Raw genomic sequence first — 25766 nt, 5'->3', positions numbered from 1 at the left:
TCTCTCACCCCTCTTTCTGACCGGCATCAAGCGTATTTCGTACGGCAACCAGCGTTATGTTATCTTCCCCACCGGCATCCAGTGCATCCTGCACCAAACCGTCCACCTTCGCTTGTAACGATATCTGTTTCTGCAACTTTTCTTCTAAGGAAGGATGACTGACTTTGTTGCTCAATCCATCTGAGCAAATCAAGACGATATCACCCTCTGACCATTCAAACTGCCCAAGATCAATGAGTACATCCGGTTCTGTCCCGAGTGAACGCATAATAACATTGCGGTGAGGGTGGACAGACGCCTCCTCGGCTGTAATCTGTCCACTTTTCATCAGCTCATTAACAAGGGAATGGTCTTCTGTTTTCATGACCAGTCCGTCTTGGTTGTAAAAATACAGACGGCTGTCACCAATATGCGCGGTAATCACGGAGGATTGGTCGAACAAGGCAGCAACTACGGTTGTGCCCATGCCACTGCACTCCGGATGTTCAAGCGCATATTCATAGACTTCTTTATTCGCAAGCAGAACGGCGTTCATCAATTGCTCACGCACATCCTCTGCTTCGAGGTCCCCATCTAGGTGACGCAGTTCTTTCACTATTCGCTCAACAGCTAGGCGACTGGCAATATCACCAGCCTGATGGCCACCCATACCATCTGCTACAATGGCGAGCACGCGTCCGTTTAAATCGGTCACACAGGCATAGTAGTCCTCGTTAACCTGACGAACGCGCCCAACATGGGATTTCATCGCGATTTCCATGGCATCACCCCACGGTTTCTTTAGCGTGTTGTGCCCTCAATTGTCCGCAAGCAGCAGCAATGTCACTGCCTTGCTCGCGTCTGATGGTCACATTGATTCCTTTTTCCTCTAAAATGCGTTTGAACTGAAAAATCTCATTACGTGGCGTGCGTACATAATCACGCTCTGGTACGTAGTTCACCGGGATCAGATTCACGTGGCAAAGCATGTCGCCAATGAGTTCGGCCAGCTCCTCTGCATGCTCGGGCTGATCGTTTTTCCCGCCGAATAGACCGTACTCAAAACTGATACGACGTCCTGTCTTGTTAATGTAATGGTGACATGCCTCCATCAGCTTAGCGAGCGGGAAGCCACGGTTGATCGGCATCAGCTGGCTTCTCAGCTCCGTGTTCGGAGCGTGCAGGGAAATCGCCAGGTTCACTTGGCCGCCTCGTTCAGCAAACTCGTAAATCTTCGGCACAATTCCACTGGTGGAAACCGTAATGTGACGAGCACCGATATTCAATCCACGGTTATCGTTGATGACGGACAAGAACGCCATCAAGCTCTCGAAGTTCTCGAACGGCTCCCCGATCCCCATGACGACAACGTGACTGACACGCTCACCTTCCGCATCCAGTCTGCGTTGTGCCGTCAATACTTGAGAGACGATTTCACCTGCATCCAGGTTACGCTTCAGTCCACCTAATGTAGATGCACAAAACGTACAACCGATACGGCAGCCCACCTGTGTCGTAACACAAATGCTGTTTCCGTAGTTATGACGCATAATCACTGTCTCAATCGCATGTCCATCGACAAGCTGGAACAAAAACTTGATCGTCCCATCCTGCGACTCCTGATGCGTAATTTCCTTGAGTGGCTCCATACGGAATGTATCAGCCAGCTTTTCGCGCAGCTCCTTGGACAAATTGCTCATCTCGTCAAAAGAAGTGACGCGTTTTACATATAGCCAGTCAAAAATTTGTTGCGCACGAAATGCTTTGTCGCCTGCGCTAACCAGCCATTCTTTCATTTCATCTTGCGTTAAACTGTAAATAAGCGGCTTTGCGCCAGTAAATGTCGTTAACGGCATTCTATCTCCACATCCTCAAAATCATTGCTTGCCTAAATCCATTCTATCATTGTACCTCGTGGGGCGTCTCGCTTCAAACGGTTTTGACACCCAGATTCACAAATGCGTCGCTTTTCCTAGTGTAAACCAATCCAAGCGCGCGCAAACAAAGGCAAAGGAGTGGCATTTTCCACCTGTTGGTGCGCCACCCCTTGTTTGTACGTCCGTTACCTTATCCTCTTCGTTTCAATCGCGCGATAAAGAATCCATCACTCTCGAAATGGTGAGGCAAAATTTGCACGCAGGCTCCGGTTTCATCGACATGCCCTCTGACAGCCTCAGGCAGGTCTTGTGCCAGTGTATCATCGAATACGAAATCAGGGTGTTCTTCAACAAAGCGGCGAACAATCTCCTGGTTTTCTGCTGGCTCAATCGTACATGTGCTGTAAACCATGACACCACCCTCTGCGAGTAGCGGCGCCAATGTCTTGAGCAGTTCGTACTGTAGCTGGGCAATCGCACGGACATCTTCCGGCGTTTTGTTCCACTTCAGATCAGGCTTGCGACGAATCACGCCAAATCCGGTGCATGGCGCATCCAGCAGGATTCGATCGAAAGTTCCCAGCGCTTTTTCAGGTAGGTCCAGTGCATCACTTACGATTGGCTCGATGATCGTAATCCCGAGTCTTTTCGCTGCATTCGCAATCAGATCGCGTTTGTGAGGATGCACGTCACTCGCTATGATTTCCCCGCGGTTTTCCATCATTTCGGCTATGTGCGTTGTTTTTCCACCAGGTGCCGCGCAAGCATCCAGTACACGCATACCTGGTTGGGCAGCAAGAGCTGGTGCTACAAGCATGGAACTCTCATCCTGGATCGTGAAGTAGCCTTCCTTGAACAAGCGAGAGCCTGCTGCATGTCCGCCTTCCATCAGAATAGCATGAGGACTGACAGACGACGCTTGTCCTTCCAGCCCTTCTTCCGCCAGCTTGTCCAGCACTTGATCCTTCGTCGTTTTCCATGCATTGACCCGGATAGAGCTATGCGGTGTTCTGTTGTTGGCTTCGCAAATGGCAATCGTCGTCTCTTCGCCATATACGTTAAGCCACTGACGCACAAGCCATTCCGGATGCGAATAGGCTACGGCGATTTGCAAGGCACGGCTACCTTTTGGCTGACGCTCCCACACATCCGGCTGACGCAACACATTGCGCAAGACACCGTTGACCATCGAAGCAATCCCTTGGTGACCGCGTTTCTTGGCGATTTCAACCGCCTGGTGTACGGCAGCGCGCTCAGGAATTCGGTCCAAAAAGCGAATTTGATACAAGCTGAGACGCAACAAATTACGGACCCAGGTCTGGACCTTTTTATTCCCGACAAAATGGGACAGGACATGATCCAGCGTCATCTTGCGCTGTATGGTACCGTACACAAGCTCTGTCACCAGCCCTGCATCTGCTGCACTGAGATTTTCCCGATCCAAGACATTGCGCAGCTCAAGATTGCTGTAGGACTTATGTTCTTCTACCCTGTTCAAAACATCGAGGGCGATATCGCGAGCTCCCTTTTTTGCCACGGACTATTCTCCTACCTTTGTGCCGATTTCAATGCTGCTGCCCGCTCCGCGCAAAAAGTCGAGTGCACTCATACGTTTTTTGCCTTCTGGCTGCAATTCGGTTATTTTCACAGCACCGCTACCGCAAGCGACAACGATACCGTCTTCCTCACGGGCGATGATGGTTCCCGGCTCTTTGCCTTCGCCGGACGCAGGCATTTTTTCTACCCACCACAGCTTCCAAATCTTGCCTTCACATGTAGTAAATGCGACAGGCCACGGATTCAAGCCACGGACTTGGTTGTAAATCTGTTCCGCAGAACGGCTCCAGTCAATTTTTTCGTCTGTACGCTTAATATTCGGGGCAAAAGTCGCTACCGAATGATCCTGTTGCTCTGCTACTAGCTCACCAGCCAACAGGGGCGGAACAGTAGCTAGCAACAGCTCAGAGCCTGCCGCAGCCAATTTGTCATGCAAGGTCCCCACAGTATCGCGCTCTTCAATCGGCACGACTACCTTGGACAGCATATCCCCTGCATCGAGTGCTTCCACCATGTACATGATGGTTACGCCTGTTTCCGCTTCTCCCTCGACAATCGATTTATGAATCGGGGCACCCCCGCGATATTTCGGCAAAAGAGAGGCATGCACATTGATGCAGCCATATTTTGGGGCATCGAGCAGTTTTTTAGGCAAAATCTGCCCATATGCTGCGGTAATGATCAGATCAGGCTTGAGGGCCAGCACTTCTTCAAGCGCTTCCTCTGCCTTGATTTTTTCCGGTTGCAATACCAAAAGTCCATGACGCAAAGCCGCCTCCTTCACGGGGGGCGGCGTCAATACTTGCTTGCGTCCAACGGGACGATCGGGTTGTGTTACGACTCCAATCACGTTGTAGCCTGCTTCGAGTACTGCCGTAAGACTCGATACAGCAAAGTCAGGCGTACCCATAAACAGGATGCGAGCATCTTTCAAATGGTTATTCCCCTTCCTGGTTCGGGTTTACTTTGTACACCTTGTCAGCTACATCGATAAAGAGAACACCGTTCAAATGATCGATCTCGTGTTGAGCACAACGGGACAACAGGTCGTCTGCCTCGAGCTCAACCACATTCCCGTTACGGTCATGACCGCGCAGCTTGATCCACTTGTGGCGACGAACGTCTCCTTGCAGACCAGGAATGCTCAAGCAGCCTTCTGGATAATCGTATTGCTCCCCTTCATGCTCAATGATTTCCGGATTGATCATTTCAATCAGTCCATCACCACAATCCATCACGATGACACGCTTGGAAATGCCCACTTGTGGAGCAGCCAAGCCTACACCGTCTGCATCGTACATCGTGTCTGCCATATCATCAAGCAGCTTGTGCAAGTTGGAATTAAATTTGGTTACGACCATTGCCTTTTCACGCAAAATCGGATCTGGATGTTTTACAATTGTGCGAATCGCCATGTGTTTCATATCCTCCCTAAAGCAGTACGTAAGGGTCGACGTCAATCGTCATCAATACTTTCTGCTGTTTGTTCCATTCTTCAAACGCAGCCGTCGCCTGAGCGAGCAGGTCTGACAGTTGCGGTTCATCACGATATTTTAGCATGATCTGAAAACGAAATCTATCCTTCACCCTTGCAATGGGCGAAGCCACAGGGCCCAAGAGGATCGTCGTCTGTGCCAAACGCTGACGCAAATAGTCAGCCATCGTATGCGCACCACGGATCACAACAGGTACCTCCTCGTGGCTAAACGTAATTAATACGAGACGGAAATACGGTGGGTAGCCTGTTCGTCTGCGCTGCATCATTTCATCCTGATAAAATGCGGGATAATCATGTTTAGTCGCATGAACAATGCTATAGTGCTCCGGCGTATACGTCTGAATCACAACATCTCCGTCCAGCTCATGCCGTCCCGCCCGTCCACCTACCTGTGTCAAAAGCTGAAATGTCTTCTCCGCTGCACGGAAGTCGGGCAAATGCAAGGACGTATCCGCTGCAATGATACCCGCTAGCGTCACTCGTGGAAAATCAAGTCCCTTGGCAATCATCTGCGTACCGAGAAGAACGTCGCCTTGACCCGAGCGGAATTTATTTAGCAGCTCTTCATGAGAGCCTTTTCGCGAGGTCGTGTCCACGTCCATTCGGATGACCCGGATTCCAGGGAAAAGTTTTGCCAGCTCGGCTTCCACCTTTTGCGTTCCCGTACCAAAAAAGCGTATATGCTCACTTTGACACTCCGGACAATGCTTAGGCTGTGCGATGGTGTATCCACAGTAATGGCAGCGCGCCGTATGATTGGTTTTATGATAAGTAAGCGAGATGTCGCAATGAATGCAACGCATCGTATATCCGCAGGAGCGGCACATGACAAAGGTAGAAAAGCCTCTTCGATTAAGGAAAATGACCATCTGTTCTTCTTTTGCCAATCGATCTGCAATCATCTCATGCAGCTTTCGGCTGAACATCGAACGATTCTGGGCCTGAAGCTCCTCACGCATATCCACGACATGTACCTCTGGCATCGGGCGATTCCCGACACGCTCTGGCATACGCAACAGCTCGTATCGGCCTCGCGTAGCCAATGCATACGTCTCCAGGGCAGGAGTCGCGCTTCCCATGACAAGGACACCCTGATTCTCTTTCGCTCGCCACAGAGCTACTTCTCGTGCATGATATCGCGGGGTCTCTTCTTGCTTATACGAACTCTCATGCTCTTCATCGATCACAATCAAGCCAACATTCCGAAACGGAGCGAAGATAGCAGATCGTGCACCTACCACCACTTTGACTTGCTTGCGAATGATCTTGCGCCACTCGTCATAACGCTCACCTTGTGACAACGCACTGTGCAAAACAGCTACATCTGCGCCAAAACGAGCTTTGAAGCGCTCCACCATTTGCGGAGTCAGTGAAATTTCGGGAACGAGAAAGATCGCCTCGCGCCCTTTTTCCAACGTGCGTTCGATCGCTTCGAGATACACTTCTGTCTTACCGCTTCCAGTAACCCCGTGCAGCAAGTAAGAAGCATAGATTCCCGATTCAATCGATTGCAAGATAGGTGTCAGTACCGCCTCCTGTAGCGGGGTAAAGACAGGCTTCTGCTTATCCTGGAATCGTCGATTAGCGTACGGGTCCCGGTAGACCTCCACTTGCTCGATCGCGATCCAGCCTTTTGCTTCCAGGCTTTTTAGCGGAGATCGCGTAATTCCGTATTCCTCCCGCAGCATTTGTACAGATAAGGACTGCTCCTTGTGCATGAGCATCAGTTGAAGGACACGGCGCATCTGCTCTGCCCGTGCTGGCAACGAACCAATCGCTTCCTCCAGCTTCCCCTCATCCAATAAGCTTCGGACAAATGATTGCTGCTTGCGGGTAATTTTGTCCCTTACTTGATACTCCGTAGCAAGCAGCCCACTCTGTATCCAACCCGGAACGAGCAAATACTCCTCCGCAAATTGTTTCTCCACTTCTGTCAGCGGTAGTTGCCGTTTGCGAAACAATTCCCACAAAAGCCCCGATCTCCCGCATGACTCTTCGTCCAATGCGTCTGTCGCTGTCAACCACTTCTCCGACTTCCCTTTGAGCACAGCCGGAAGCATCGCCTGTACAGCTGTTACCCACGGACACAAGTATTGCTTGGACATCCATTCGCTCATCTTTAGCAGCTCTGGCGTGAGAGGAGGCGTGTCGTCTTGTACCTGCACGACATCTTTTAGTCGCGAACGATCTGGTATGGCTTGGTCGTCCTCTACGATCCCGATAACATAGCCTTGCAATTGACGAGGGCCAAACGGGACAACTACGCGGCTGCCAATGCGAATCAGTGGACGCAACCAAGGCGGAACATGGTAATCAAAAGGTCGATTCGTCCGATTGACCGGAACGTCGACAATAATTTGGGCAATCATGACAGGTCTTGGAGCGGTCTATGCTCTTGCACCGCAAGGACAGCATCAAATAGCTTGTCTGCCACAGCCCGCTTACTCAATTTATCCAATGCCAGTTGCTCGCCGCCACGGGTTAGCAAGGTCACGATATTCGTATCGCTCCCCATACCTGCTCCCTCAAGCAACACATTATTGGCTACGATCATATCGAGATTTTTTCGCTCCAGCTTGGACTGGGCATGCTGTAACACATTTTGGGTCTCTGCTGCAAAGCCTACGACGAATTGCTTCGTTTTGCGCTCACCAATCGTCTTTAAAATATCGGGTGCTTTTTCTAGCACGAGGTCGAGTGGACCATCACCCTTTTTTAGCTTATGTTCAGCTACATGCTTCGGTCGATAATCGGAAACGGCTGCTGATTTGACGACAATGTCACAGTGCGGCAACTGCTCCATGACGGCATCGAACATTTCTTGTACCGATTCCACCGCGATGAATTCTACTCCATCAGGACGCGCCAAGGTTGTCGGCCCACTGACCAACGTGACCTTTGCCCCTCTGTCTCGTGCCGCTTCCGCGATGGCGTAGCCCATTTTTCCTGAAGCATGATTGGTTATGTAACGAACGGGATCAATTTTTTCACGAGTCGGTCCCGCTGTGATCAGTACGTGCTTGTCCTGCAAATCTTTTACACGGATCGTTTGTCTGGTCTCATCGGAGGCAAACCACTGACGCACAGCTTCGACGATTTCCTCGGGCTCCGCTAAACGTCCTTTGCCAATCCAGCCACATGCCAAAAGGCCAACACCTGGTTCCACAAACCGATAACCATAAGCCGTAAGCTTATCCATATTGGCGATAACCGCAGGGTGATTGTACATATTGACGTTCATGGCAGGTGCGACCATGACAGGCGCTTTCGTAGCCAATACAGTCGTCGTCAGCATATCATCCGCAATGCCATTCGCCATTTTGCCAATCACGTTTGCCGTTGCTGGCGCGATCAACACGAGATCAGCTCGATCAGCCAGTTCAATATGACTAATCACATGTGGATCTGGCTCCGTAAATGTATCTGTATAAACAGGCAGGTGGGACAAGGCTTGAAACGTCAAAGGCTGAATAAACTGTAAGGCGCTCTCTGTCAAAATGACATGCACCAATGCACCTGCTTGTGTCAGCTTGCTGGTCAGTGCAGCAGCCTTATAAGCAGCAATGCCGCCAGATACTCCAAGAACAATTCGTTTTCCTGTAAGCGAATGCATCTGCACTCTCTCCCTTCTCCCCTATCCGAAATCCGAAAAAAACAACCTCGTGAGGTTGTTTTTAAAGGTGACTGCTTATTTGCGACCGTCCAAAAACTCGTGAACGAGCTCGTCGGAGATGAACTCCTCCAGTGCCAAACCTACAAACTTTTTGGATTTTGGTCTCACGACTTGAACTTCGCTGTTTTCGCGAAGCTGACGCGCACGCTTGGATGCGACTGTCACCAGGATGTACTTGCTCTCTGCCTTTTCGGTCAATTCATCAATAGATGGATACAACATAATTCTATTCAACCTCCTGTAACCATTTGCGATATTTGTGAACCTGACGCTCTTTTTTCAGATGCTCCGCTGTAATAATCGCTTGGATTCGATCGCAAGCCGATTCGATGACGTCATTGACGACTACATAATCGTAGTGGTCCATGAGCTCGATTTCAGCACGCGCCACTTCCATGCGTTTGCGAATGATCTCTTGTGATTCTGTCCCGCGTCCCACGATCCGGTTTTCCAGTTCATTTAAATCAGGCGGAGCCAGGAACAGGAATGTACCTTGCGGGAAGCTCTTTTTTACTTGAAGAGCCCCCTGAACTTCAATCTCAAGAATGACATCGCGCCCCGCATTGAGCATATCGTCCACGAACTGACGAGGGGTTCCATAGTAATTCCCCACGTATTCTGCCCATTCCAGGAGAGCATCTTCTTCAATCATCTGCTTGAACTCTTCCTGGCTTTTAAAAAAGTAATTAACTCCTTCTACCTCTCCAGGACGCGGCTGGCGTGTGGTAGCGGAAACAGAATACACCAGATCAGGCATCACTTCACGAAGTGCCTTGCATACTGTTCCTTTTCCCACACCAGCTGGTCCAGAAAGAACCAAAAGGAGACCACGATCAACCATGCTCATTGTTTACACTCCTACTTTATTCGTCCGATTCGTCATCCTTCGTAGTCAAGCGTTGTGCCACTGTTTCTGGCTGTACCGCTGACAAAATCACGTGATCGCTGTCTGTAATAATGACCGCACGTGTACGTCTCCCATAGGTAGCGTCCACTAGCATGTTGCGATCGCGCGCTTCCTGGATAATCCGTTTGATAGGAGCGGACTCCGGACTTACAATTGAAATAATGCGGTTGGCATTGACGATGTTGCCAAAACCGATATTGATTAGCTTGATTGCCATGACGGCCCAGCCCATCCTTTCATGCTACTCGACATTCTGTATTTGCTCCCGCATCTTCTCCAGTTCTGTCTTGATCTCGACAGCCAAATGCTGAATGCGCAAATGATTCGCTTTGGAAGCAGTCGTATTGGCTTCCCGATTCATTTCCTGGAGCAGAAAATCCAGTTTTCGACCAATTGCTTCTTCTTTGCCTAATTGATTGGCAAACTGTTGGCAATGACTATCTAAACGGGTCAACTCTTCACTAATATCACTTTTATCAGCGAAAAAGGCAACCTCTTGCGCTACACGAGCAGGGTCCAATTCAAAAGGCGTCAAACCGGCCCACTCACTTACGCGTTGCTCGAGTCGGCCCTTATAATCTTCCTTACAAAGTGGGGCCAACTGGGAAATCTCCCGCGTCCATGTGTTGACGGCAGTCAGGCGACTGGCTAGATCAGCGTGCAACAGTTTACCCTCGGTCTCTTTCATCGAAACGAGATCCAAGGCGGCGCCCCTGACTAGGTCTTGGAGCCACTCTGCCAGCTCCTCCACATTGTCGTCCTCTGACTCTTTGGTATGTATCACGCCAGGAAAGTGTAGTAGATCCTTGACGGTTAAAGGCGTCTCTAGCGCAAAACGCTGAGTCATCTCACGGGAAATGGAGACTAGCTGTTCAGCTACATCCCAGTCAATGTCCATAACCGTAGCAGAAGAATTTTTCCCTTCCACTGAGACAGTGACATCGACACGCCCTCTTCTGACATACTGTGCGACCAGCTTACGAATCGAATCCTCAAGCATATTCCACGCTTTAGGCAGGCGCACGACAATCTCAGAAAAGCGGTGATTCACTGCACGTATCTCGACTGTTGCTCGAATGGAGCCCTTACTATCTTCTTTTCTACCGTAACCAGTCATGCTTCGAATCACAAGTTTTCACTTCCATAGACGCAAAATCGTTAATTTATTATAGGAGACAACTCTTGGCAGTGTCAACCGAAGCACCCCCACCACGATGAGATTCCTCCTTGCTCTGACTTATGCTACACTGTGACTGGCAGCTCTCTATCTATTATTCTAGCCATTTTTTTGATCTGAGGTGACTTTTGTGGCATTTGATGGCGTAGTAACCCGCTCTGTTACGCGGGAATTACATAAACTGGTAGGAGGACGCATCTCGAAAATCCACCAGCCCCACCATAGCGATATTATTATGCAAGTACGGACACAAGGAGAAACGGTAAAGTTCCTCCTGTCTGCAAACCCGACCTATCCCCGCTTGCACATCACGACAGAAGAATTCACGAATCCGCTGGAAGCTCCGATGTTTTGCATGCTATTGCGCAAGCATTGTGAGGGCGGCGTAATTGAATCCGTCCAGCAAATCGGGATGGAGCGAATTATTCACATCGACGTACGCACTCGGGATGAGCTGGGTGACACGGCTGTCCGTCGCATTATTGTAGAGATCATGGGCAAGCACAGCAACATCATCCTCATCGATCCTACATCCGGAATGATATTGGATAGCGCCATGCATGTGACGCTCGCCATTAGCCAGTACAGACAAGTTACGCCCGGCAGACCTTACGTCACTCCTCCGAGCCAAGATAAACGCGACCCTCTCACTGTAACCGAGCAAGCGTTTATTTCTTCCCTCGATTGGAACGGCGGTCGTTTGGACAAGCAAATCGTAGATGGCTATACCGGGATCAGTCCCTTATTGGCAAAAGAAATTTTGCACAGAGCCGGCCTCGCGAATCGTGAATCACTGTGGGCTGCCTTTTCACAGGTGATGAAGGCAATCAACGATCATGCGTATGTGCCATCCATTGTAGAGGCAAACGGCAAAGCATATTTTCACGTCGTCGAGCTGACACATCTCTCAAATGGAGTTACCACTCCCTATCCTTCCGTCCAAGAATGCTTGCAGGCATTTTACGAAGGAAAGGCGCTCCGTGACACTGTCAAACAACGTGCGCACGATTTGATTCGCTTTGTCACTGTTGAGCGCAATAAAAATGAAAAGAAAATCGAGAAGCTCGAGCAAACGCTAAAAGATGCGCATGAAGCAGATCTGTTTCGCCTGTACGGTGAATTGATCACCGCCAATATGCACCAAATGAAGCGAGGGGATCGCGAGCTCGTTACAGTCAACTGGTATGACGAAGCAGGAGGTACCATCACCATTCCGCTCGACCCATTAAAGACCCCGTCGGAAAATTTGCAGTCGTATTACAAACGGTATAACAAGGCCAAAAACAGCCTTTCCATCGTGAGTGAGCAGATTGAGCATGCGCAGGCTGAGCTATTGTATTTGGACGGCGTATTGGTCCAACTAGAACATGCCACCTTAAAAGATGCCGAAGAAATTCGCGAGGAGCTCGTTGAGCAAGGCTACATGCGAGATCGTAAAAAACGCGGTCCGCGCAAGAAAAAAGATATCCGACCAGAGCTGGATACGTACATTTCTTCGGACGGCATTGAAATATTGGTCGGCAAAAACAATAAACAAAATGAATACCTGACCAACAAGCTCGCATCGTCGCAAGAAACATGGCTGCACACCAAGGATATTCCTGGATCCCATGTGGTCATTCGCGCTCGGGAATTTTCGGATGAAACGTTGCTTGAAGCAGCCAATCTGGCCGCTTTCTTCAGCCGTGCCAAAGAAGGAAGTCAAATTCCCGTAGATTACACGCTCGTGAAGCATGTAAAAAAACCAAGCGGGGCCAAGCCTGGCTATGTGATCTACGAACAGCAACGAACGCTGTATGTCACACCAGATGAAGCACTCATCCGCCGTTTAAAATCAAACACCTCTTCTACGAATAGTGCGACTACCTAAGTTCATACTAAGGGCATGAAAGGTGGTGTTCGCTCTTTGAACATCGTTCTCAAGCTCTTGTTTAACGGAATCATTGCCATTCCAGGGCTTTGGTGGTCAGGGACGTCCCTTATGTTTGCCGTGCTCGCAAGCGTGATTGTCAGTTTACTGGGTTATGTATTGGATTTGACAATCCTCCCTCGTACGAACAATACGTTTGCAAGCACCGCTGATTTCTTGTTCGTGTATGCCTCCTTGTGGCTTGGCTGTTACCTGTTTGGTCAGACCATATCCTTATCAGGTTTGTTGTTGACGACATTTGCCATTACGGTGGTCGAATACTTTTTCCATGATTACCTGCAACGGCACGGCGTCCACCATTCCAAACATCCGGGCTGAAGCATCATTTCTATTTTGGAAGGAGGATCAGGATGAACGTTATTGGCATCATCCAGACCGATCTGAACGAATTCAACGTGCTGTTTGAGCAGCAAGGTGGACAAGGCGGAAACGGACAAGGACAGCAATCACACGACGGCGGACAAAACAACCAACAAGACCAAGACAGCGACTCGATGTTTCTCAGCTTTCTCGATGAACAACCGAGTTCAAATGAACACAGCGGGCAAGGGAACAGTCAAGGCGGAGGCCAAGGCGGACAACAACAAAATGGCCCGCAAGAGCTAACCGTCCGCATTAAAGGAATTCCTGAGGGACAAAAAGCGAATTTCCTGCAAATGTATCAAATTCTTCAGGATGCCCAGGACTCCCAAACCCTTGAAAAGGACCTGACCATTGTCGATCACGGGGATCAAGATCAAGGCGCCCAAAAACAAGGGCAGAGCCACGGCTCGGGCAAGCAAAACAAAACCACTCATTAGTTTGAAGACAAAAAACAAAAACCACCTGGAAGCAGATTCCAAGTGGTTTTTGTTTTTGCTATCGGTCATTCATTGCATTCATAAACGGCCAAGTCCCCGCTCTGCCGTTGACCTCATGTTTCTATAACCTGCGCTCACACAGGTGGGTGACCCTTCTGCACTTCAGCCTTCCCATGCATCCAAAAAGGAGGTGGGCCTGACATCCATCACAGTTTCCGTCTCCCGAAAAACACGTATAAGGTTAGAAACATTTACGGCCTATCGTACATCGCAGGATCTTGATATCCCTACTTTAACACAGAATGGCCCTTTGCTCAACGGATAAAGTTCCCTTTGGACTTTTCAATCTAATGAATCCCGTGAGCTAAGCATTTCCCTGCCAAAAAATCGCTACGTCCGCTTTACCTTCGCTTGTACGAGCGTCTGAAATTCAGGATGTGCGATCAGGGATGGCTGCTGCTGCTTTTCCCAGCCCAGGGCATATTCGAGGTCGTGTATCTGGCAGCGTCCCAACCCTTCTTTGGTTACGGCATACGCTTGTTTCGGCAGGCGACGTACCGCAGTAACCAATTTTTCCAGCTCACTTTCGACTTGACTGGCTTCAACGGCTCGATAGATCAAGCCGATTTCCTCCGCCTTTTTCCCTGTAATCCTTTCTCCCAGCAGTGCGAGCCGCTTCGCCCACGCCGTACCAACAAGCCTCGGCAAAAGGTATGTCCCGCCAAAATCCGTTGTCAGACCGATCTGGACAAAAGGCTCCTGCAACAGAGCATCTTCCGTCGCAATGACAAAATCAGCATGCAACGCAAGATTGAGTCCCGCTCCGACGGCTACTCCTTCGATGACTGCAATCACAGGCTTTGGCATTTGATGCAAGTTAGTGATGAAATCATTAATGATCGTCAATGATTGATCAGCATCACTTTTATCCGTCAGCGCAGTCAACACGCCCAAATCCGCACCGGAGCAAAAGTTCCCTCCTGCTCCCCGCAAAATAAGCACATCGACTTCCTCATCTGTTGAAGCTTTTGCAATCGCGTCCTGCAAAAGGGAAAACATTTCAACCGTCATCGCATTGAGGACGTGTGGCCTGTTTAGCGTCATCGTGCAGATTCCATCCGCTTTTGATACGATCAATTGTGTTTGATGATCCTGTTCCATCCTTTTTCTCACCCTTTCCTATGAAGAAGCGACAGGAATAACCCCCTGCCTTTGCAGCCGACTCAAATCCTCTTCTGTGAGGTTCAGCTTGCGTTTGAGCAGCTCGTGCGTGTAATCGGTGTGCCACGGGGGTGACAACCTCTCCGCCCTATAGCGATGCGCGAAACTCCGCTCTTGATTGGGCGACTTCTTTTCCAAATAAGGAAGCGTATACGCTATTTCCCTGTTCGCAACGTACGGATTGTCTGCCCAGTTTTCCCAATCTTCAACGGCGGTTAGACAGCAATCCACCTCACTGCCCAACTCACTCCACTCGGCTTGGGTTCTGGACAGAAACAGTGCTTTCATATCGTCAAACATCTCTGGATGCAGAGCAACGCTAGCCCGGTGGCATAGCTCCCAGTCTGCTCTTCCTACCGCGCGGCAAAAATTGAGCCAGAACTTCTCTTCCAACGCAGCAAGTGCGACATACTGACCGTCCGATGTCTCATAGACCTGATACGCCAACAAACTCCCTCTCCCGGTCTCCCGTCCAATGGAGGAGCTGTATGACATAAACAGTGCGTGCAGCCCTGTCCAAGAACTAAACAAGTCAGCCGACGAAACATCCAAATAAGCTCCCCTGCCTGTCCGCGCGCGTTGCACAAGCGCCGCGCATATTTGTTCACTGGCATACAGCCCGAGCGCGTAATCAGAAAGCGGAATATCTGCAACGACAGGCTTGCCTTCCAGATCGCGAACGAGTGAGAGAAATCCACTTACTGCCTGGACATTCAAGTCATGCCCTCCTATTTGGTATAGCTCGCCGCTTTGGCCATAGCCCGTCACAGAGCAATAAATGACCGCAGGGTGCATCTCCCACAAGTGGTCGTAATCAAGTCCCAAATGTCGCATCACACCTGGTCGATAGCTTTCCACCACGACATCAGCCTGTCTGGCCAGAGCAAACGCGAGCGCTTTTCCCTCATTCGTCCGCAAATTCAAGGAAATACTTTTATGATTGCGATGTGAACGCAGGTAAAACGCTCCCGTCTCTCTAGCTTCCGAATGAGAAGGTCTGGTTAACGGTGAGTGAGCTTTGTCGTGAAACGGTTCCACCTCAATGACCTCTGCCCCCAAATCAGCCAGGCGCATCGTACAAAGCGGACCTGGAAGATGGCGAGAAAAATCAACTATTGTCACTCCCGTCAACATGATTTGACTCCCCCTTCACCGACTACACTCCCTTGTAATTCGAGATGAACGAATGTTCACCCTCTTTTTTAATGGAAAATTCAAACAAATATAAAAAGCCGTCCCACGAGGAACGACTTTCCCAAGAACGGTTATTTGATAAACCGGAGAGTGAGCGGGTAACGGAATTCTTTTCCCTCATTCGCTTTCACCGCAGCGATGATAACGAAAATCGCCCAAAAAATAAAAAGGGCTCCCAATAATAGTGCTCCGATAAAAATGATGATCAATAAACTTGAAATGGCGGCATAAATCATGACCGAGATGCTAAAATTCAGGGCTTCTTTTCCATGCTGATAAAAAAAGGCTCCCTCTTCACGCTTGATCAACCATACGATTAAAGGTCCTAATACATTGCCAAACGGAACGACAAAACCAAGGAAGGCAGATAGATGTACGATCATCGCCCACATTCGTTCCTCTTTCCCATTCAGGAATTGCATATCCATACCTCCCTTACCCCTTTTCCACTATTGTACGACAAATTGAACGAAACTTGCGAAAAAACGAAAAAAGCGCCACCCCGGCGCCTTTCTCTATTAATACTTGCTCTCGTTACTTCCGCCGTGACTTCCACCATAACCGCCACCGTATCCGCCACCATAAGAGGAGCCGTAACCATCGAAGCCGCCATCGTAACCGCCGTAACCGCCGCCAAAGTGTTCAAAACCACCAAAGTGACCGTGACCGTGTCCACAACTACGACCGTATGGCTTACAATGGGTTCTGTAGTGTGGCTTATAGAAGCAATGCTTTCTGTACACTTTCTTTTCGCAGCATTTAAAGCATCTGCGACGAGATCTTCTGCATCCGCAACTCATTAACCTCACTCCTTCCTTTTCGTTACATCTACAAGGTATGTAGGTGATGACATATCGGCATGGACAGAAGTCTAGATTCTAGTCAAAATCAGCGGATGTCTCGTAGGCTATTTTGCAGTAGGAGTGGTCAAACGCTTATGGAATCGCTGTTTTTCCGAGCAAGACAGCGGACCAGACAAAGCGAGAATTCAAAACTTATCGTCAATAAAAGGGAGGGCATTAAGCCTGTATACCGGGTCATACTAATGCAGATGACAAATCCTTAGGAAGAAGGTGCCTTCGTGGGAGAACACAGCCGTTTTCGTGAAGGAGAAAAGTCTCCGAAAAATGCCGTATACATGGAGATTGGTGAGTCCGGTGCAAGCGTGCAGAACCCGATGATCATCGAGCTTTCCAGAGGAGAAAAGTTCCCCGCTACACGAAATAAAAATCGCGTATGGACTCAAAAGTAAGAAATGCAAAAACCAACCTGGCACCATGCACAAGGTTGGTTCTCTTTTTTACGAATGGTCTTCGTCTTCGTCGTCGTTTTCTTCCTCTTCGTCTTCTTCATCGCCGCTTACGTAAATAATGGTAACACCCAAGCTCTCCAATAACGAAAGGACTTCTTTGTTCAACTCCTGATCCATGAGCAATCCTAGGCTTTCCACAAGCTCGAGCTCTTCCAGCTCACCCTGTTCAGCATCCTCGATCAGTTCTATGATTTCGGTCATTCGCTTTTTTTCCAATACGGCTACGAGTTCATCTCTTGTCATAAATCGTTTTACACCTCATTTTCTACTCTCTATGCTTTATAATAGTACATAAACGATCCATTGAAAACCAAGCAGTGAGGTGAAGATCACCATGTATCCGCAACCGTATCTGGATTATTTGATCCAGTTTCATGTAGAACGCGATTATTTTGAGTGTCATGAGATTCTCGAGGAATATTGGAAAAGCGCTCCTCCCCATGAGCGACAGCCCGTGTGGGTGGGTTTGATTCAAATCTCCGTCGCTCTTTATCATCAGAGACGCGGGAATCAGGCAGGTGCAATCAAGATGCTCACGAGCGCCATTTCCCTTGTCAAAAAGCATCATCTAGAGATCCAAAAGCTTGGGTTGGATAGCGAAAGTCTGGCGAGCCTGCTTGAAGAGCGTCTGACAGAAATGCAAAATGGTCAGCCCTATCGAAGCATGTCCCTGCCCATGTCCGATGCTTTGAAACAGGCGTATCAAGAGGCTTGTACGATGCAAAATCACCCTGAGCATCGGGATAGCGATATGCAAGACGCCTACTTGCTGAATAAGCATACCTTGAGGGATCGTAGCGACGTTATGGCAGAACGCCAGCACCAGCTACAAATGCGCGAAGCACGTCGGAACAATGAGTCAAACTAATCTGCGTACAGGTGTAAATAACTGGATGGGATAGCATCGCTCAAGCAATAGTGCTCACCCACTCGGTAAAAGCAAATGCCGGTTTCATGGGCTTCCTTTGCATTCACAGTGACGAGGCGCAATGTGTCTGTCGGCTCTCCAATATGCTCCGGTTTATCCGCAAGCTGCACGTACTCACTGGCGATCGGCAACAGGCCGCCAGTGAGTACTTGTTTCAATAACTTTCGATGTGTCCCGTAATAGAGAACATCAGGTGGTACGATCTCCATGAGCCTGCTTTTTGCAATCGAGGGCAAAAAGCCGTAGGTAACTCGAATGAGTGATCCTCCGTCCCATTCGATACTCCGTTCCGGATCGAATTCCACGGCTTGATGAAGATCTTGTCTGGTTATGTATGCGCACCCTTTCAGCGTATGAAGATATTTCAGTAACGGCTCAACCGGGGTATACCCATACGTGTCGTAGTAGAGTTGAAATGCTTCACTGTTTTGCCGAAGTATACTAAGCAATCGCTTGCGAAGTCTCGTTTCTTCATGTATCGCCAGCATCATTTTCTCCCTCCTATCCGGTCAATAAATCCAGAGAACAACAGCTAGGGCGAGACCCAAATCCGCGAGTAAATGACTAATCCAGTTTGGATAAATAGAAGGAAACATTTCTTTCAGCCATCCCCATATCAGCCCTACACCAAAAACCAACGATGTAATGAACAAGCCGTTTTGCAAACCAAATAGGAGCGTAGAGATAATCAAGTGATACAAGGAATAAAAAAAGCCGGAAAGAAAAATGGAAAGTAAGTGGGATAAGGATGCACGAAACCGTTGCAATACGAAGCCTCGCCAGAACAATTCTTCCAGCAGCGAGTTAATGAAAATAAGATAGACGGAAAAAACCCAAATCCAGCGGCGGTTAATCCCCCATGCTTCCATGCCTGCTCGAACGGCTTCGGGTCTTCCCGGCTCCTGCAAGAGCAACCAAAGTCCAGCTAGCACTCCTGTCAGCATCAGAACGCCAAGTGCCAGTCCGTATAAAGTACCCTGCCATTCAAAACTTCCCCACGCGGACTGCCATTGCTTACGCAAATCCCCTTCCCACCATCCGTGAATGACGGGAATACAGATGCATACGAGCACATGAAAAGAAAAGAATGTGATAATGACACTATGCTTTTCCACCAGTCCGTAAAAGATCGTGAGTGTCGCAGCAAACCCATACACGATCAACAGTAGCAACGTTCGTTTTCGCGCCATTTACGAATATCTCCTTTTGGGCGTAATGGCCGCAGCATGGCGTTAGTTTGTCCGTTATGAATACGAAGAATACCCACGAAGACAATAAATATACAAGCGTTTGCATGAATGCTATACTAGAGGAATCGCTTTTTCTCAAAGGAATGGATCGGTTCAAATTTTTACCTATCTAACGAATGTTTGGAGTGGCTCTCATGTTATGGCGTAATCGTACCTTTCTGCTTTTAATGAGCGGAGAGATCGTCGCGGGAGCGGGCATGTGGATTTCGATTATTGCCAATCTTTCGTTCATGCAGAAACTTGTTCCTTCTGATACGGTGAAGGGCTTGATTCTGATGTGTGGATTGGTGGTCAGCATTCTCCTCGCCCCAAAAGCGGGTGTGGTGATTGACATGTACGACAAAGGCAAGATCATGCTGTTTGCCAGCCTGATCCGGACACTTAGCCCAGTCTTCATGTTCCCAGCTCTTGCAAACGATTCTCTTCTGTGGATGATCGTATCTCTGATTGTGATGCAATGCTCTGCTGCTTTTTATTTTCCGACCGTGCAGGCTTCCTTGCCAGCCATCCTTTCTCAGGACGAGTTACTCAAGGCGAACAGCGCATATTTGAATATCTCTACGCTCTCGCGCATTGGCGGAACAGCAATCGGCGGTATACTCGTTGCGTCCATGGATCTGTCCATGCTGTATGTATTCTCTATCATCGCGTATGCAGTACTCGCTGTGGTCACGCTCTTTCTCCGCATTCCTCCCGTCACTTCTCGGAAAATTCAGGAAAAAGTGGAGTTTCGCGAAGTACTGACGATCTCGCGACAAGACCCGGCTTTGTTTGTTGGACTGATTAATAATGGGTTGATCACCTTGTTCCTTGGCGGTGTGAACCTGATGATCTTGAACTTTAGTGAGCTGCAACAGGAACCTCAGCTCATGGGATGGATCTATGCGGCAGAAGGAATCAGCATTTTGATCGGAGGGCTCTTGGCAAAGCGTTGGATAGGTCACAGAAATCTCGTGGCAGCTTCCACCATCATGCTCTTTTTCTTCGCGCTGTCCCAGTTTGGCATGTCATTCGCCGATAACAAATTCATGGTCCTTGCTTCCTTCTCCGTGTTCGGCTTTGTCGTTGCTTTCTTCTTCCCGGTTACCGCAACAATTTTCCAGAAGCGCCTACCACCACACCAGCAAGGGCGATTCTTTTCTTTCAAAAGCATGCTAGATCGTGGATTTTTCTTGTTGGCTCTTGCGATTACAGGAGTTGGGCTGGACCTTCTCGGTATTAGCGGCTACCTCCTCTTCATCGGCTCGATAACACTGCTCTTTGGCTTGTTAACTTTTATTTACAGTAAAAAGCATAAGCTGGATGTTCGCTCTCATGATGAAGCCGCTGCCTAGTATCGGAATGGAACGTACCATGACAAACGCTTTCCTATCGACCATGCTTTGGTGTACACTAGTGAATGTACGTTGAACACTAATGGAGGCGTTTTTCCATGCAGATACTTTCCTCTCCCGTTTTGGGAATCCTGCTGCCTCTCGTGATGGCTATTGCAGTGATCTTTTTGAGAATGCGTCGGCAAAAAAAGCCGGCTTCTGCAAAAAGCATTATTTTGCCACCATTTTTTATGGCGACAGGGTTTGCGATGTTCTTGTTACCGGAGGCGCAATTACCGCCCAAGTTTGATATCGCAGCCTTTGTGGTTGGGGTAATCTTTTCGATTCCGTTGATTATGACGTCACGCTTCGAAATCATTGGGCAAGATGTGTATTTGAAACGGTCCCGTGCGTTTTTCTTCATTTTGTCCGGTCTGTTGGTCATCCGGCTGATTATTAAACTGTTGATCAATGATAGCTTTACACCGATTCAAACAGGTGGACTGTTCTTCTTGCTCGCATTTGGTATGCTCGTGCCTTGGCGTATCGCGATGCTGGTGATGTACCGGAATTTAACCAAAAAGACGTTTGGCACCTAGTAAAAAAACCACCTCCCTTTCGAGGTGGTTTTTGGTTTGCTCCCTGCCCCGGAGCGTAAAAACGGGCAACGTCGCTATGTCTTACATGGTCAGAATGCTTGGAGAAGATTGAAAAATACGGGTTCGTGTTAGGAAGGGGAAGTGCAGGAAGTGATTTCAAGAGAAGAATTGGAAAAGAATCAAGTATGGCTCTATGCTTTCGTACTACTGATTGCCGCTGGAGTAGGCTTGTTATGGCCAGCATCCAGTGAGAGCTTAGATAGCATGATATCGTTCATACTTGCCATCTTACTGTATGCGATGTTTGCCCAAATACCGTTTTTTCGTTTAAAAGAGGCATTATCGAATCGAAAGTTCATTTATGCACTGCTTGTTACGAATTACATAGCGATACCTATCCTTGTTTGGGGGTTGACCCATTTCCTTCCAAACGATCCAGCAATACGATTAGGTGTACTTCTCGTTTTGCTTACTCCCTGCATTGATTATGTTATCGTCTTTACACAACTTGGGAGAGGGAACGAGAAGCTTGTTCTGGTTTCAACCCCTATACTCTTTGTTACCCAAATGCTTTTATTACCTATTTATCTAGGGCTTTTTATGGGCAAGACATCGGCGGAAATTGTGAGTGTCGGACCGTTTTTCGAAGCATTTTTTGGTCTTATTGTTGCTCCACTGGTACTTGCTCTCCTTACGCAATGGTGGTCTAGACGCCAACCATACGGAGAACGTTTTCTTGATGCTACAGCATGGCTTCCTGTGCCTTTTATGGCACTAACCCTTTTTATTGTTGTTGCCTCTCAGATCTCTAAACTATATACTTCTTTTCATTTTATTAGCCAAGTGATTCCCGTTTATGTAGCCTTTATGGCCATAGCACCAATTCTTGCATGTATCGTTTCTCGTATATTCCGTTTAGATACTGGAGCAGGGCGGGCTCTTATCTTTAGTGCAGGAACCCGAAACTCTCTTGTCGTTCTTCCTTTTGCACTGGCGCTACCTGAACCTTTAAACGGGGTAGTGTCTGCTGTCATCGTCACGCAAACCATTGTAGAGCTGATTGGGGAACTATTCTATATTCGTCTTGTTCCACATGTACTTTTACGAGAGACGAAGGGAAATGCTGATTAAACGATCTACAAGGGTGGTGTCAACTTCATTGGTACCACCCCTTGTTCTAAATAACTATTCCAGCTCTGCTAGAAAGTAAGATCCTCCACCAATCGTATACTCGCTATTCGTCCCACTTCCTGCCAACCTCGCAAAAAACGGTCTTTGCCCGCGTTTTTTCCATGCAGTCTGTGCCATTCCCTCCTCAGTCGGTTGGCAAAGTACTACATTTCCACCCGGAAGTTCAAACGCTTGGCAGATAGCCCCCAGTTCTTTATCGTGGAATACTTCGCTCTTCTCCCACCCAAACCAGCTTTGCCAACGTGCTGTTGCTTCTTCCAGATCCGTCACGGCATACCCTACAGACTTGAGTTGGGCAGCACCGTTCGGATGTACGCCAATGATGCCGCGATTAGTCAAATCTTCTCTTCTCTCTGTATCGGTTTGCGACCATTCAATGAGAAAGGGTGGGAGAAGAGTACTCTCAGCATCTTCGAGGAACAACATCCGCCATCGAAGCGTCGTGCCATCCTCACGCGTACGACTTCCCGCAACAGGTCCCGTAACCTGCAAGCCTTGGCCTCGCAAGCGCTCTGCCCACGCATCCATCTCGTTGGTCCGAAGCGCAATCTGACCAAATCCTTCTCCCTTTGCCTCATCCTCGATGCATTGACGTATGAGCGGATTCTTTGATTGTCGAGCAAGCTCAGGGTGTTCAACCGCCAAAAACTCAACATAGGAAAGCCCGAAATAACTAAGGCTATTCCATGTCCCCCAAGACGCATGACGCCCTCCAGCTACCGCATGAAAACCCGCTTGGCAAAATTGCTCTGCTGCTTCCTGAGGAGTCCGATGTACAAAATGAACCAAATGATCAAAAGTTAATTGCACCTTTTTTCTCCCCTTTTTCGTATTACTTATAGGATATCAAAATTCATTTATGTAAGGATAGAAAGACAAGGGGGAAAAATGAACGAGAACAGATCAAGCCGGATACATGCTCGGCGCAAGCGCTCACGCAGAAAATGGGCACGTGTGGGAAAGAACACGCTCCTCTTTAGCGTGTTGGCCATCTTCGTCGTCGGAACCTACTACCTATTCCAAACTGCCATGGATAGAGAACATGCCAACCCGAACACCCAGCCTGCTCCTGATAATACCGCGAACCAAAAGTCTTCCGTGCAGCTCACCTTTGTCGGTGACATTATGATGTCAGGAAACGTTGAGAAAACCTTACTTATAAACAGCTATGACTACCCATACAAACATGTAAGCTCGCTCTTTTTGCAAGATGATATCACCATTGCCAATTTGGAGACGCCGATTACCGCCACAGGTGTTGCTGCTCAAAACAAGGAGTATGTTTACAAATCATCGCCACTTGCTGTTCCTGCCATGAAAAACGCTGGAATTGATGTGGTGAATCTGGCCAATAACCATTCCATGGACCAAGGTGTTCCGGGATTGCTGGATACCTTTGACGCTTTAGACGAAAACCGAATAAAATACGTCGGTGCCGGTAAGGATGCAAGCCGCGCCTATTCACCTGTTTTCCTAGAAAAGAACGGCATCAAGATCGCGATTCTCGGCTTCAGCAGGGTCATTCCCGAAACGAGCTGGTTTGCAGGGAATTCCCAACCAGGTATGGCCGCTTCCTATGATCCTACACTAGCAGTGAAAGCGATCCAGGATGCGAACAGCCAAGCGGATCTCGTGGTGGTGATTGCACACTGGGGCAAAGAACGCTCCGATTATCCTGTCGATCATCAAAAAGAGCTGTCTCGTGCCTACATCGATGCTGGTGCAGATTTGGTTATCGGCGGTCATCCCCACGTACTGCAAGGCTTTGAACGATACAACGACAAATGGATTGCATACAGTCTTGGCAATTTCATTTTCACACGATCAAATGAACCCAAGACTTGGGAAACGATGGTCCTGCAAGCAAACTGTACCAAGAGCGGTGATTGTGAGCTGACGATGCTTCCCTATCATGCAGAATTGGGACAGGCTGTACCCATGAATGAAAGCAACGGAGCTGCCCTGTTAAAGCGCATTGAATCCATTTCTGAGCATGTCGACATACAAAGTGACGGGCGTGTGCAGCCACGTGTAAAGGCAGTGGAGACTGCTCCCTGATAAAAGAAGCCGTTTACGCAGATTCAAGAATAGGGAAGCAGCGCACTTCTAAGCCAAAATCATTTTTCAATAAGGACTCATGCTGTTCACTGATTCCCGTCACAATCAACCCTGCGCGCAAGACGCCCCCCAAATCGAATTGAACTTTTAGTTTATGCACGTTCACTCCTGCCTGCTGAAGGAAATGCAAGACACGATCTGGCGTCGCAGTATGACATGAGCCCTCTAGATAACATAGGACGTGTTCTGCCGAATCCACCGTGCCTCCAGCTTTGTCAGCCGTTTTTTCTTTCCAGGTAGGATGCGGTGTGAATGGCTGTGTCAATAAATAGGCCAAATCCTCCACGACTGCACTTGCTGTTGGGAGCTCTCCTGCCCCTCTTCCTGTAAACAACAAGTCTCCCACGATGTTGCCGGATAGCTGGACAGCATTAAACGCATCGTGGATTTGCGCCAACGGATGGCTCAGCGGAAGCATGGTTGGTTCAACAGATAGGCGAATGCCTTTTTCGGCTTGATAAGCCTGCGCGATCAGCTTAATCCGGTACCCTAAGTCGCTTGCAATCCGAATGTGACCTGCAGACAAATCTGCAATTCCTTTGCGAACAACATCCGCTAAAGGCAGCGATTCCCCATAAACAAGCTGTGCCAGGATATACAATTTGTACATAGCATCAAAGCCTTCTACATCCGAACGAGGGTCTGCTTCCGCATAGCCCAGCTCCTGTGCTTGCTTGAGCACCTCCTGGTAGGAGAGCTGCTCTGCTTCCATTTTCGTCAAAATGAAGTTCGTTGTTCCGTTGAGAATACCGCGAACGCCTTGGATATCGTTCGTACGCAGGAACTGCCGGAGCACACTCAAGATCGGGATACCCCCAGCCACACTCGCTTCATAGGCAAGATGCACTTGATGCTGATTTGCCAAATCGACTAGCTCTGTTCCTTTTTTCGCCAGGAGTTCTTTGTTGGCGGTTACCACATGGCAGCCCTTTTCGATCAAAGCACGTACGTAGTCATAGGTAGGTTCTACACCGCCCATGACCTCCACCACAATATCCACATCGCTTCTCAATACATCCTCAAAATCTGTCGTCAGTAAAGCCGGGTCGACATGAACCGCCCGCTCTTTTTCCGAGTCACGCACCAATGCCTTGACGATCTCAATTCGTTTTCCCAGACGAGAAGCCAGCTTCTCCTGTTGTGAACGGATCGTTTTGATTACGCCCCCACCCACTGTCCCCAATCCCAATAATCCCACACGTACTACTTCTGCACTCATCCTTACCACCCCATACCCCGAAT

General features: G+C 48.7%; 29 protein-coding genes and 1 other RNA gene. 9 read left to right on the top strand and 21 right to left on the bottom strand.

The window, feature by feature from the left end; genetic code table 11:
* Positions 1-4: 4 nt before the first annotated feature.
* From HPY31_RS09170 to HPY31_RS09120, 11 genes are all read right to left on the bottom strand, one after another.
* Positions 5-760 (bottom strand): Stp1/IreP family PP2C-type Ser/Thr phosphatase, encoded by a 756-nt coding sequence (locus HPY31_RS09170; RefSeq protein WP_172140289.1) that lies wholly within the window; start codon positions 758-760, stop codon positions 5-7.
* A 4-nt stretch (positions 761-764) separates the two neighbouring features.
* The gene (gene rlmN, locus HPY31_RS09165) at positions 765-1835 is read right to left on the bottom strand and encodes a dual-specificity RNA methyltransferase RlmN (RefSeq protein WP_048033654.1); all 1071 of its coding nucleotides are present in this window, start codon (positions 1833-1835) and stop codon (positions 765-767) included.
* 211 nt (positions 1836-2046) lie between these two features.
* Positions 2047-3393 (bottom strand): 16S rRNA (cytosine(967)-C(5))-methyltransferase RsmB, encoded by a 1347-nt coding sequence (gene rsmB, locus HPY31_RS09160; protein WP_172140287.1) that lies wholly within the window; start codon positions 3391-3393, stop codon positions 2047-2049.
* Positions 3394-3396: 3 nt separating this feature from the next.
* A complete protein-coding gene (gene fmt, locus HPY31_RS09155; protein ID WP_172140285.1) occupies positions 3397-4347 on the bottom strand; it encodes a methionyl-tRNA formyltransferase in 951 nt (316 codons plus the stop codon).
* 4 nt (positions 4348-4351) lie between these two features.
* Complete coding sequence (def, locus tag HPY31_RS09150) at positions 4352-4828, bottom strand: peptide deformylase (RefSeq protein ID WP_015891995.1); 477 nt, start codon at positions 4826-4828, stop codon at positions 4352-4354.
* 16 nt (positions 4829-4844) lie between these two features.
* Positions 4845-7280 (bottom strand): primosomal protein N', encoded by a 2436-nt coding sequence (gene priA / locus HPY31_RS09145; RefSeq protein WP_172140283.1) that lies wholly within the window; start codon positions 7278-7280, stop codon positions 4845-4847.
* Entirely contained in the window at positions 7277-8524 is a 1248-nt protein-coding gene (coaBC, locus tag HPY31_RS09140; RefSeq protein WP_172140281.1) for a bifunctional phosphopantothenoylcysteine decarboxylase/phosphopantothenate--cysteine ligase CoaBC, read from the bottom strand. The genes priA and coaBC overlap by 4 nt, the downstream gene beginning before the upstream one ends.
* A 75-nt stretch (positions 8525-8599) precedes the next feature.
* Positions 8600-8806: a DNA-directed RNA polymerase subunit omega gene (gene rpoZ, locus HPY31_RS09135; RefSeq protein WP_007728388.1), complete on the bottom strand. Its 207-nt coding sequence runs from the start codon at positions 8804-8806 to the stop codon at positions 8600-8602.
* Positions 8807-8810: 4 nt separating this feature from the next.
* Positions 8811-9431 carry a guanylate kinase gene (gene gmk / locus HPY31_RS09130; RefSeq protein ID WP_172140279.1) on the bottom strand — a complete coding sequence of 207 codons (621 nt, stop codon included), beginning with the start codon at positions 9429-9431 and terminating at the stop codon, positions 8811-8813.
* A gap of 16 nt (positions 9432-9447) precedes the next feature.
* Entirely contained in the window at positions 9448-9708 is a 261-nt protein-coding gene (gene remA / locus HPY31_RS09125; protein WP_015891999.1) for an extracellular matrix/biofilm regulator RemA, read from the bottom strand.
* A 24-nt stretch (positions 9709-9732) separates the two neighbouring features.
* The gene (locus HPY31_RS09120; protein ID WP_172140277.1) at positions 9733-10620 is read right to left on the bottom strand and encodes a YicC/YloC family endoribonuclease; all 888 of its coding nucleotides are present in this window, start codon (positions 10618-10620) and stop codon (positions 9733-9735) included.
* A gap of 178 nt (positions 10621-10798) precedes the next feature.
* Between HPY31_RS09120 and HPY31_RS09115 the strand changes: the two genes are divergently transcribed.
* The 3 genes from HPY31_RS09115 to HPY31_RS09105 are packed head-to-tail and all read left to right on the top strand — an operon-like array spanning position 10799 to position 13398.
* A complete protein-coding gene (locus tag HPY31_RS09115; RefSeq protein WP_172140275.1) occupies positions 10799-12538 on the top strand; it encodes an Rqc2 family fibronectin-binding protein in 1740 nt (579 codons plus the stop codon).
* A gap of 36 nt (positions 12539-12574) precedes the next feature.
* Positions 12575-12916, top strand: coding sequence for a DUF2512 family protein (locus HPY31_RS09110; protein ID WP_172140273.1), 342 nt, complete (start codon positions 12575-12577; stop codon positions 12914-12916).
* 32 nt (positions 12917-12948) lie between these two features.
* The gene (locus HPY31_RS09105; RefSeq protein WP_172140271.1) at positions 12949-13398 is read left to right on the top strand and encodes a hypothetical protein; all 450 of its coding nucleotides are present in this window, start codon (positions 12949-12951) and stop codon (positions 13396-13398) included.
* Between the two features lie 89 nt (positions 13399-13487).
* On the opposite strand, the gene ssrS is transcribed toward HPY31_RS09105, so the two are convergent.
* The 5 genes from ssrS to HPY31_RS09080 form a co-directional block, all read right to left on the bottom strand.
* Positions 13488-13678, bottom strand: a non-coding RNA gene (gene ssrS / locus HPY31_RS09100) — 6S RNA.
* Between the two features lie 110 nt (positions 13679-13788).
* The gene (locus HPY31_RS09095) at positions 13789-14559 is read right to left on the bottom strand and encodes an enoyl-CoA hydratase/isomerase family protein (protein ID WP_172140269.1); all 771 of its coding nucleotides are present in this window, start codon (positions 14557-14559) and stop codon (positions 13789-13791) included.
* Between the two features lie 18 nt (positions 14560-14577).
* Positions 14578-15753, bottom strand: coding sequence for a CaiB/BaiF CoA transferase family protein (locus HPY31_RS09090; protein ID WP_172140267.1), 1176 nt, complete (start codon positions 15751-15753; stop codon positions 14578-14580).
* A 131-nt stretch (positions 15754-15884) separates the two neighbouring features.
* Positions 15885-16235: a DUF4870 domain-containing protein gene (locus HPY31_RS09085; protein WP_015892006.1), complete on the bottom strand. Its 351-nt coding sequence runs from the start codon at positions 16233-16235 to the stop codon at positions 15885-15887.
* Between the two features lie 96 nt (positions 16236-16331).
* Positions 16332-16556 (bottom strand): hypothetical protein, encoded by a 225-nt coding sequence (locus tag HPY31_RS09080; RefSeq protein ID WP_172140265.1) that lies wholly within the window; start codon positions 16554-16556, stop codon positions 16332-16334.
* 338 nt (positions 16557-16894) lie between these two features.
* On the opposite strand from HPY31_RS09080, the gene HPY31_RS09075 reads away from it, so the two are divergent.
* A complete protein-coding gene (locus HPY31_RS09075; protein WP_017249478.1) occupies positions 16895-17065 on the top strand; it encodes a YjzC family protein in 171 nt (56 codons plus the stop codon).
* A gap of 48 nt (positions 17066-17113) precedes the next feature.
* On the opposite strand, the gene HPY31_RS09070 is transcribed toward HPY31_RS09075, so the two are convergent.
* Positions 17114-17368, bottom strand: coding sequence for a hypothetical protein (locus HPY31_RS09070; protein WP_172140263.1), 255 nt, complete (start codon positions 17366-17368; stop codon positions 17114-17116).
* A gap of 91 nt (positions 17369-17459) precedes the next feature.
* Between HPY31_RS09070 and HPY31_RS09065 the strand changes: the two genes are divergently transcribed.
* The gene (locus HPY31_RS09065; protein WP_172140261.1) at positions 17460-17993 is read left to right on the top strand and encodes a DUF309 domain-containing protein; all 534 of its coding nucleotides are present in this window, start codon (positions 17460-17462) and stop codon (positions 17991-17993) included.
* Here the strand turns inward: HPY31_RS09065 and HPY31_RS09060 are convergent.
* Positions 17990-18544, bottom strand: coding sequence for an RNA 2'-phosphotransferase (locus HPY31_RS09060; protein ID WP_253901742.1), 555 nt, complete (start codon positions 18542-18544; stop codon positions 17990-17992). The two genes, HPY31_RS09065 and HPY31_RS09060, sit on opposite strands and share 4 nt — an antisense overlap.
* A gap of 18 nt (positions 18545-18562) precedes the next feature.
* Positions 18563-19243, bottom strand: coding sequence for a CPBP family intramembrane glutamic endopeptidase (locus HPY31_RS09055; protein ID WP_172140259.1), 681 nt, complete (start codon positions 19241-19243; stop codon positions 18563-18565).
* A gap of 194 nt (positions 19244-19437) precedes the next feature.
* Here HPY31_RS09055 and HPY31_RS09050 point away from each other — a divergent pair, with 194 nt between their 5' ends.
* The 3 genes from HPY31_RS09050 (at position 19438) to HPY31_RS09040 (ending at position 22346) form a co-directional block, all read left to right on the top strand.
* Positions 19438-20637 (top strand): MFS transporter, encoded by a 1200-nt coding sequence (locus tag HPY31_RS09050; RefSeq protein WP_172140656.1) that lies wholly within the window; start codon positions 19438-19440, stop codon positions 20635-20637.
* Between the two features lie 98 nt (positions 20638-20735).
* Positions 20736-21215 carry a CcdC family protein gene (locus HPY31_RS09045; RefSeq protein ID WP_172140257.1) on the top strand — a complete coding sequence of 160 codons (480 nt, stop codon included), beginning with the start codon at positions 20736-20738 and terminating at the stop codon, positions 21213-21215.
* Between the two features lie 150 nt (positions 21216-21365).
* Positions 21366-22346: an arsenic resistance protein gene (locus tag HPY31_RS09040; protein WP_172140654.1), complete on the top strand. Its 981-nt coding sequence runs from the start codon at positions 21366-21368 to the stop codon at positions 22344-22346.
* Positions 22347-22400: 54 nt separating this feature from the next.
* Here HPY31_RS09040 and HPY31_RS09035 read toward each other — a convergent pair whose 3' ends face one another.
* Complete coding sequence (locus tag HPY31_RS09035; protein WP_172140255.1) at positions 22401-23216, bottom strand: VOC family protein; 816 nt, start codon at positions 23214-23216, stop codon at positions 22401-22403.
* 78 nt (positions 23217-23294) lie between these two features.
* Between HPY31_RS09035 and HPY31_RS09030 the strand changes: the two genes are divergently transcribed.
* On the top strand, positions 23295-24464 hold the full coding sequence (locus tag HPY31_RS09030; protein ID WP_172140253.1) for a CapA family protein: 1170 nt from the start codon (positions 23295-23297) through the stop codon (positions 24462-24464).
* Positions 24465-24477: 13 nt separating this feature from the next.
* On the opposite strand, the gene HPY31_RS09025 is transcribed toward HPY31_RS09030, so the two are convergent.
* Positions 24478-25743, bottom strand: a complete 1266-nt coding sequence (locus HPY31_RS09025) for a homoserine dehydrogenase (RefSeq protein ID WP_172140251.1) — start codon at positions 25741-25743, stop codon at positions 24478-24480.
* Between the last annotated feature and the right edge of the window lie 23 nt (positions 25744-25766).

This window comes from Brevibacillus sp. HB1.3, assembly GCF_013186635.1.
In the GTDB taxonomy this organism is placed as follows: Bacteria; Bacillota; Bacilli; order Brevibacillales; family Brevibacillaceae; genus Brevibacillus; species Brevibacillus brevis_D.
This window is presented reverse-complemented; position numbering and strand designations above follow the sequence as displayed.

Bases quoted from the DNA above. Each gene is read 5' to 3' on its own strand.
- coaBC (WP_172140281.1), bottom strand. From the start codon at position 8,524: ATGCATTCGCTTACAGGAAAACGAATTGTTCTTGGAGTATCTGGCGGC.
- HPY31_RS09055 (WP_172140259.1), bottom strand. From the start codon at position 19,243: ATGGCGCGAAAACGAACGTTGCTACTGTTGATCGTGTATGGGTTTGCT.
- gmk (WP_172140279.1), bottom strand. From the start codon at position 9,431: ATGAGCATGGTTGATCGTGGTCTCCTTTTGGTTCTTTCTGGACCAGCT.
- HPY31_RS09105 (WP_172140271.1), top strand. From the start codon at position 12,949: ATGAACGTTATTGGCATCATCCAGACCGATCTGAACGAATTCAACGTG.
- HPY31_RS09060 (WP_253901742.1), bottom strand. From the start codon at position 18,544: ATGATGCTGGCGATACATGAAGAAACGAGACTTCGCAAGCGATTGCTT.
- HPY31_RS09050 (WP_172140656.1), top strand. From the start codon at position 19,438: ATGTTATGGCGTAATCGTACCTTTCTGCTTTTAATGAGCGGAGAGATC.
- HPY31_RS09170 (WP_172140289.1), bottom strand. From the start codon at position 760: ATGGAAATCGCGATGAAATCCCATGTTGGGCGCGTTCGTCAGGTTAAC.
- rpoZ (WP_007728388.1), bottom strand. From the start codon at position 8,806: ATGTTGTATCCATCTATTGATGAATTGACCGAAAAGGCAGAGAGCAAG.
- HPY31_RS09090 (WP_172140267.1), bottom strand. From the start codon at position 15,753: ATGTTGACGGGAGTGACAATAGTTGATTTTTCTCGCCATCTTCCAGGT.
- HPY31_RS09025 (WP_172140251.1), bottom strand. From the start codon at position 25,743: ATGAGTGCAGAAGTAGTACGTGTGGGATTATTGGGATTGGGGACAGTG.
- HPY31_RS09045 (WP_172140257.1), top strand. From the start codon at position 20,736: ATGCAGATACTTTCCTCTCCCGTTTTGGGAATCCTGCTGCCTCTCGTG.
- rlmN (WP_048033654.1), bottom strand. From the start codon at position 1,835: ATGCCGTTAACGACATTTACTGGCGCAAAGCCGCTTATTTACAGTTTA.
- HPY31_RS09030 (WP_172140253.1), top strand. From the start codon at position 23,295: ATGAACGAGAACAGATCAAGCCGGATACATGCTCGGCGCAAGCGCTCA.
- HPY31_RS09085 (WP_015892006.1), bottom strand. From the start codon at position 16,235: ATGCAATTCCTGAATGGGAAAGAGGAACGAATGTGGGCGATGATCGTA.
- def (WP_015891995.1), bottom strand. From the start codon at position 4,828: ATGGCGATTCGCACAATTGTAAAACATCCAGATCCGATTTTGCGTGAA.
- HPY31_RS09095 (WP_172140269.1), bottom strand. From the start codon at position 14,559: ATGGAACAGGATCATCAAACACAATTGATCGTATCAAAAGCGGATGGA.
- remA (WP_015891999.1), bottom strand. From the start codon at position 9,708: ATGGCAATCAAGCTAATCAATATCGGTTTTGGCAACATCGTCAATGCC.
- priA (WP_172140283.1), bottom strand. From the start codon at position 7,280: ATGATTGCCCAAATTATTGTCGACGTTCCGGTCAATCGGACGAATCGA.
- HPY31_RS09070 (WP_172140263.1), bottom strand. From the start codon at position 17,368: ATGACAAGAGATGAACTCGTAGCCGTATTGGAAAAAAAGCGAATGACC.
- HPY31_RS09065 (WP_172140261.1), top strand. From the start codon at position 17,460: ATGTATCCGCAACCGTATCTGGATTATTTGATCCAGTTTCATGTAGAA.